Consider the following 5,014-nt stretch of genomic DNA (forward strand, 5'->3'; position numbering starts at 1 on the left):
CCGCCGGTCGCCGGGGCCGGCTACCCGCGCGGCGCCGCGGCGGTGCCGACGGCACCGACCCGGCAGGAACACCCACCGGCGTACGCCCGGCAGGCCGGCTCGGGGCTGCCGGCGCCCGAGCCCCGCCGGTCCCGACCCGGGATGGTGCTCCTCGCCGTCCTGCTGGCCTTACTGGTCCTGCTCTGCTCCGGCGTGATTTCCTACAACCTGCGGAAGCAGTCGCAGAACGGTGCCACCGGGACGCCAGCTTCACAGACCGTGACGTCCGGCGCGCTGCGGCTCGACGAACGCGACGATGCGACCCGGACGTCGTACCGTCGTGAGGTACGACTCCGGCCGGGTGACGGCGGGACGACGACGAGCGAAGGACGACAGACGCGATGACAGCGCAGGCCCGCCTGCTCGGTGGCAGGTACCAGGTCGGCGAGCTGCTCGGCTATGGCGGCATGGCCGAGGTGCACCGCGGTCGCGACCTCCGGCTCGGTCGGGACGTCGCGATCAAGATGCTCCGCACCGACCTCGCCCGGGACGCGACGTTCCAGATGCGCTTCCGCCGGGAGGCGCAGAACGCCGCATCGCTCAACCACCCGGCGATCGTGGCGGTCTACGACACCGGCGAGGAGACCGCGCCGACCGGCGAGACACTGCCCTTCATCGTCATGGAGTTCGTCAACGGACGGACGTTGAAGGAGGTCCTCGGGGCCGAGGGCCGCCTGCAGCCCCGCCGTGCGCTGGAGATCTGCGCCGACATGTGTGCGGCGCTGGAGTTCAGCCACCGGCACGGCATCATCCACCGGGACATCAAGCCGGGCAACGTCATGCTCACCCAGACCGGCCAGGTCAAGGTGATGGACTTCGGCATCGCCCGGGCGCTGGCCAGCGGCGCGACCACCATGACGCAGACCAGCGCGGTGATCGGCACTGCCCAGTACCTGTCGCCCGAGCAGGCGCGCGGCGAGGCCGTGGACGCCCGCTCCGATGTGTACGCGGCCGGCTGCGTCCTCTTCGAGCTGGTCTGCGGGCACCCGCCGTTCGTGGGGGACAGCCCGGTCAGCGTCGCGTACCAGCACGTGCGGGAGACTCCGCCGACCCCGAGCGACATCAACCCGGACGTCACCCCGGCGGTCGACGCGATAGTGCTCAAGGCGCTGTCGAAGAACCCGCTCAACCGCTACCAGAGTGCCGGCGAGATGCGTGCCGACCTGTTGCGCGCCGCCGCCGGCCGGCCGGTGCTGGCCACTCCGGTGCTGCGCGAGGCCGAGACGGTGGCGATGGCCCCGGCCGGCGGCGGTGCCGGCTACGCGCCCGCCGCCGCCGGGCAGCAGACCCGGCAGATCCCCGCCCGGGTCGGCGATCCGCGCCAGCGCAAGGCGTCCTCCTGGCTGATCGCCCTGTTCAGCGCGGTCGGCGTGCTGGCGGTGATCGCCCTGGTCGCCGCCCTGCTGTGGAGTCAGCAGCAGGACAAGGACCTGAAGGCGGTGCCCACCCTCACCGGCAAGGCCCAGGCCGCGGCGTTCACCGAGATCCAGAATGCGGGCTTCCAGCCCGTGGCGGGCGATCCGATCCTGGCCAACGACTGTACGAAGGGCACCGTCGCCAAGCAGGATCCGGCACCGGGTGCCCGGCTGAAGGAGGGCAGCCGGGTGACCGTCCAGATCTGCGATGGCAAACCGGATGTCAAGATCCCTTCGGGTCTGGTCAACTCCCAGTTCGAGAACGTCAAGGACCAGCTCGAAGCTCAAGGGCTGGTGGTCGAGGAGAAGCAGGTCGACAACCCGGCGCAGAAGGGCATCGTCGTCAAGGTCACCCCTCCGTCGGGGACCACTGTCGCCCAGGACAGCAAGGTCACCGTCGAGGTCTCCCGGGGCAACGTCGACAAGGTCCCCAACGTCGTCAACTCGACCAAGGACGATGCCGCCGCCGAGCTTCGCTCGGCGGGTTACGAGGTCAAGTTCCGCGACGGCGATGAGGTTCCGGCCGATCAGGCCGGACGCGTCCAGTCGCAGAGCCCGAAGGGCGGCACCGAGCTGGCCCAGGGCAGGACGGTGACCCTGGAGATCAGCATCCCGGAGAAGGTCGAGGAGACGCCCAGCCCGCCGGTGACGCCGACGCCGACGCCGAGCGGCACGCCGACGACGCCGGGCACCGGTGGTGGCTCCGGTCAGCCGATCTTCCCGCCGCCGGTCCGGCTTCCCGAGGAGTAGCAGTCCGCGCCTGGGTGCAGAGCCTCCGGCAGGACTCCGCCGTCGATCGGCCGCGGACGGGCCGGTGGCGTCGGCATCTGCTGCGCGGGATCGCGGTGGTCGTGGTCCTGCTCGTCCTGAGCAGCGTCCCGTGGCTGTGGACGACGTTCGGAGCGCACGGGCACACGTACGGCGAAGCGGACGCTCCCGCTGCCGACGTCGTGATCGTCCTGGGTACGGCGGTGACGGCGGACGGGCGGCAGCCGGGCGAACGGCTCGCCGGCCGCCTGGAGACCGCCGCCGAGCTGGTGCGTACCGGGCGGGCCCGGGTGGTGCTGGTCTCCGGCGACGGGGGTGGCGCGTCCGGCGACGAGCCGACGGTGATGACCGCGTATCTGACCGAGACGCTCGGCGTGGACCCCCGGCGGGTGGTGGCGGACCCGTTCGGCCTGGACACGTACGACAGCTGCATCCGCGCGAAAGACGTGTACGGCGTCCAGCGGGCTCTGATCGTGACGCAGTCCTACCACCTGTCCCGGGCGGTGACGCTCTGTCGGCACCTCGGCCTCGACGTCGACGGGGTCACCGCACGGTGCGACGGCTGCGGGCCGGGCCTGCTCGCACGCAAGGCCGTCCGCGACTACTTCGCCAGTGGCAAGGCCGCCTGGGACGCGGTGCGCGGCCGACCCCCCGCGGTCCGGTCGTCGGAGAACCCCGCCGTGCGGGACGCCCTGAGCAGCTGACCGGCGGGTGTCGGTCTACGCGGTGGCGAAGGCGGCGAGTCGCCGGGCGTCGACCTCGGCGGCCAGCGCGGGGGCACGCTCCAGCGCCTCCGGGTGGCCGCAACCGGCCAGCCAGTTGGCGAGCATCAGGTGGCCGCCCTCGGTGAGCACCGACTCCGGGTGGAACTGCACGCCCTCGATGGGCAGCGTCCGGTGCCGCATCGCCATCACCACACCGGAGCCGGTCCAGCCGGTGACCTCCAGCTCGTCGGGCAGTGTCTCGGGGAGCACGGCGAGCGAGTGGTAGCGGGTGGCGGTGAAGGGGTCGGGTAGGCCGGCGAGCACGCCTACCGAGTGGTGCCGCACCTCGGAGGTCTTGCCGTGCAGCAGTTCCGGGGCCCGCGTCACGGTCGCCCCGAAGGCCTCGCCGATGGCCTGGTGGCCGAGGCAGACGCCGAAGATCGGCAGCTCGCCCGCGTACTTCCGGATGACGTCCAGGCAGATGCCGGCCCGGTCGGGGCTGCCCGGTCCGGGTGAGAGCAGAATGCCGGCCGCGCCGACCCGGCCGACCTCGGCGACGTCGATCTCGTCGTTGCGGCGGACGTCGCACTCCACGCCGAGCTGGCCCAGGTACTGGACCAGGTTGAAGACGAACGAGTCGTAGTTGTCGATCACCAGGACGCGCATGGTCACCTGCTCGGAGTGGACGGCGCGGGATTGTTCCGGTCGGTGTCGTACGGCAGCTCGTGCTCGTCACCAGCCGGAGCGTCTCCGGTCACCGCGTCTCCGCCACCCGGCTCGCCCGGCTCCCCGGGAACGCCGGAGTCCTGGGTGACCTGCACGTCGTCGAAGGGCAGCAGCGGCTCGGCCCATGGGAAGGCCACGTACCAGAGCAGGGCCACCGTGGCGGCCGCGAGCAGCACCGAACCGATCAGCTTGCCGGCCAGGCCGAACGGGAGCTTGCGCCAGATGAAGGCGTACATCGGGTCAGCCTCCCAGCTCCGCCGGGCGGCCCGCCGACTTGGACACGATGTAGTCCAGCTCGGCGTGGATGATCAGGCGCTGGTAGTTGTCCCACTTGGGGTTGCAGGTGGTCAGCGTGAGCATCCGTTTGGTCGGCCGCTTGTTCGGCTCGCCGGGCACCGGGGCCACGACCTCGACCTGGGTCGGCTTGACGATGCGGGTCTGCGACACCCGGTAGACGTACCAGTCGGTCTTGCTCTCGACCACGATCGGGTCGCCGTCGTTCAGCTCGTCCAGCCGCCAGAACGTGGCCCGGTTACGGTGGCCGGCGACGGAGAAGTTGCCGACCTGACCGGGCAGCGCGCTGGTCGGGTAGTGGCCCGGGGCGTACCGGATGTCGGCCTGGGTGACGCCCTCGACCACCACCCAGTTCTTGTCGAGTTTGGGGATGTAGAGGCCCGCGATCGGCTTGCCGTGCACGGGCGGGGACGGCTTGACGCTCGGAGTGGCCGACGGGGCGACCGTGGGGTCGTCGTTGGGACCCCACACCTGGGCAAGCTGGTTGCTGAGGTCGTGCTGGTGGGCGTCGACGGCGGCGGACTTGCCCCACACCTCGTAGCCGGCGAAGAGCAGCACCACCAGGCCGAAGGTGATCAGGACCTCGCCGGTGGCCCGGATGCCGCTGCGCACGCGGGAGGCGAGCGTCGGGCGGGTGAGCTCCGAGTAGACGCTCTTGTAGCCCTCGCCGGTCTGGTGCGGCCGGAGTTGGACCACCCGCTCGCCCCGACGGGGTCGGGGAGGCTCGCCGGCGCTGTCGTCCGCGCCGGCCGGCTCATCCGGCGTCGCCGTACGGGGGACGGCGCCCATCAGCGCCGTGGAGTCCATGGCCGGAGGCCGGGGTGCCGGCCCGGACGGGACGGCGGGGATGACAGCTGTGGCGTTCGGGTCGGCGGGGCGGCCCGGCCCGGCGGGAGAGACCGGGGCGCCCGCCGCGCTGCTCGGGCGTGCGGAGCCCGACCCGACCTTCGGGATGAACGCGGTAGGCGCGTCGCCGCCGGGAGGAGTCGGGGCGCCGGCCGGGCCGCTGGTTGTCGCCGGGCGGGTCGGCACGGCGCCGGGGGCCGGGACGCGCGTGGGGTCGGTGCC

5 protein-coding genes and 1 pseudogene are annotated in these 5,014 nt (G+C 72.3%); 3 read left to right on the top strand and 3 right to left on the bottom strand.

What is annotated here, in order from left to right; translation table 11 throughout:
* The 3 genes and pseudogenes from B0E54_RS31960 to B0E54_RS31970 form a co-directional block, all read left to right on the top strand.
* Positions 1-384 (top strand): annotated as a pseudogene (locus B0E54_RS31960) (serine/threonine protein kinase); the annotation flags it as partial.
* A complete protein-coding gene (gene pknB / locus B0E54_RS31965) occupies positions 381-2,204 on the top strand; it encodes a Stk1 family PASTA domain-containing Ser/Thr kinase (RefSeq protein WP_234591567.1) in 1,824 nt (607 codons plus the stop codon). The pseudogene B0E54_RS31960 and the gene pknB, both read left to right, overlap by 4 nt.
* 14 nt (positions 2,205-2,218) lie before the next feature.
* Positions 2,219-2,926: a vancomycin high temperature exclusion protein gene (locus B0E54_RS31970; RefSeq protein WP_234591568.1), complete on the top strand. Its 708-nt coding sequence runs from the start codon at positions 2,219-2,221 to the stop codon at positions 2,924-2,926.
* 15 nt (positions 2,927-2,941) lie between these two features.
* Here B0E54_RS31970 and B0E54_RS31975 read toward each other — a convergent pair whose 3' ends face one another.
* From B0E54_RS31975 to B0E54_RS31985, 3 genes are all read right to left on the bottom strand, one after another.
* A complete protein-coding gene (locus B0E54_RS31975) occupies positions 2,942-3,592 on the bottom strand; it encodes an aminodeoxychorismate/anthranilate synthase component II (RefSeq protein ID WP_234591569.1) in 651 nt (216 codons plus the stop codon).
* A 2-nt stretch (positions 3,593-3,594) separates the two neighbouring features.
* Positions 3,595-3,888 carry a hypothetical protein gene (locus tag B0E54_RS31980; protein ID WP_234591570.1) on the bottom strand — a complete coding sequence of 98 codons (294 nt, stop codon included), beginning with the start codon at positions 3,886-3,888 and terminating at the stop codon, positions 3,595-3,597.
* A 4-nt stretch (positions 3,889-3,892) separates the two neighbouring features.
* On the bottom strand, positions 3,893-5,014 hold a 1,122-nt coding region (locus B0E54_RS31985; RefSeq protein ID WP_234591571.1), incomplete at its 5' end, for a class E sortase.

The organism is Micromonospora sp. MH99, assembly GCF_021442385.1.
GTDB lineage: Bacteria > Actinomycetota > Actinomycetes > Mycobacteriales > Micromonosporaceae > Micromonospora.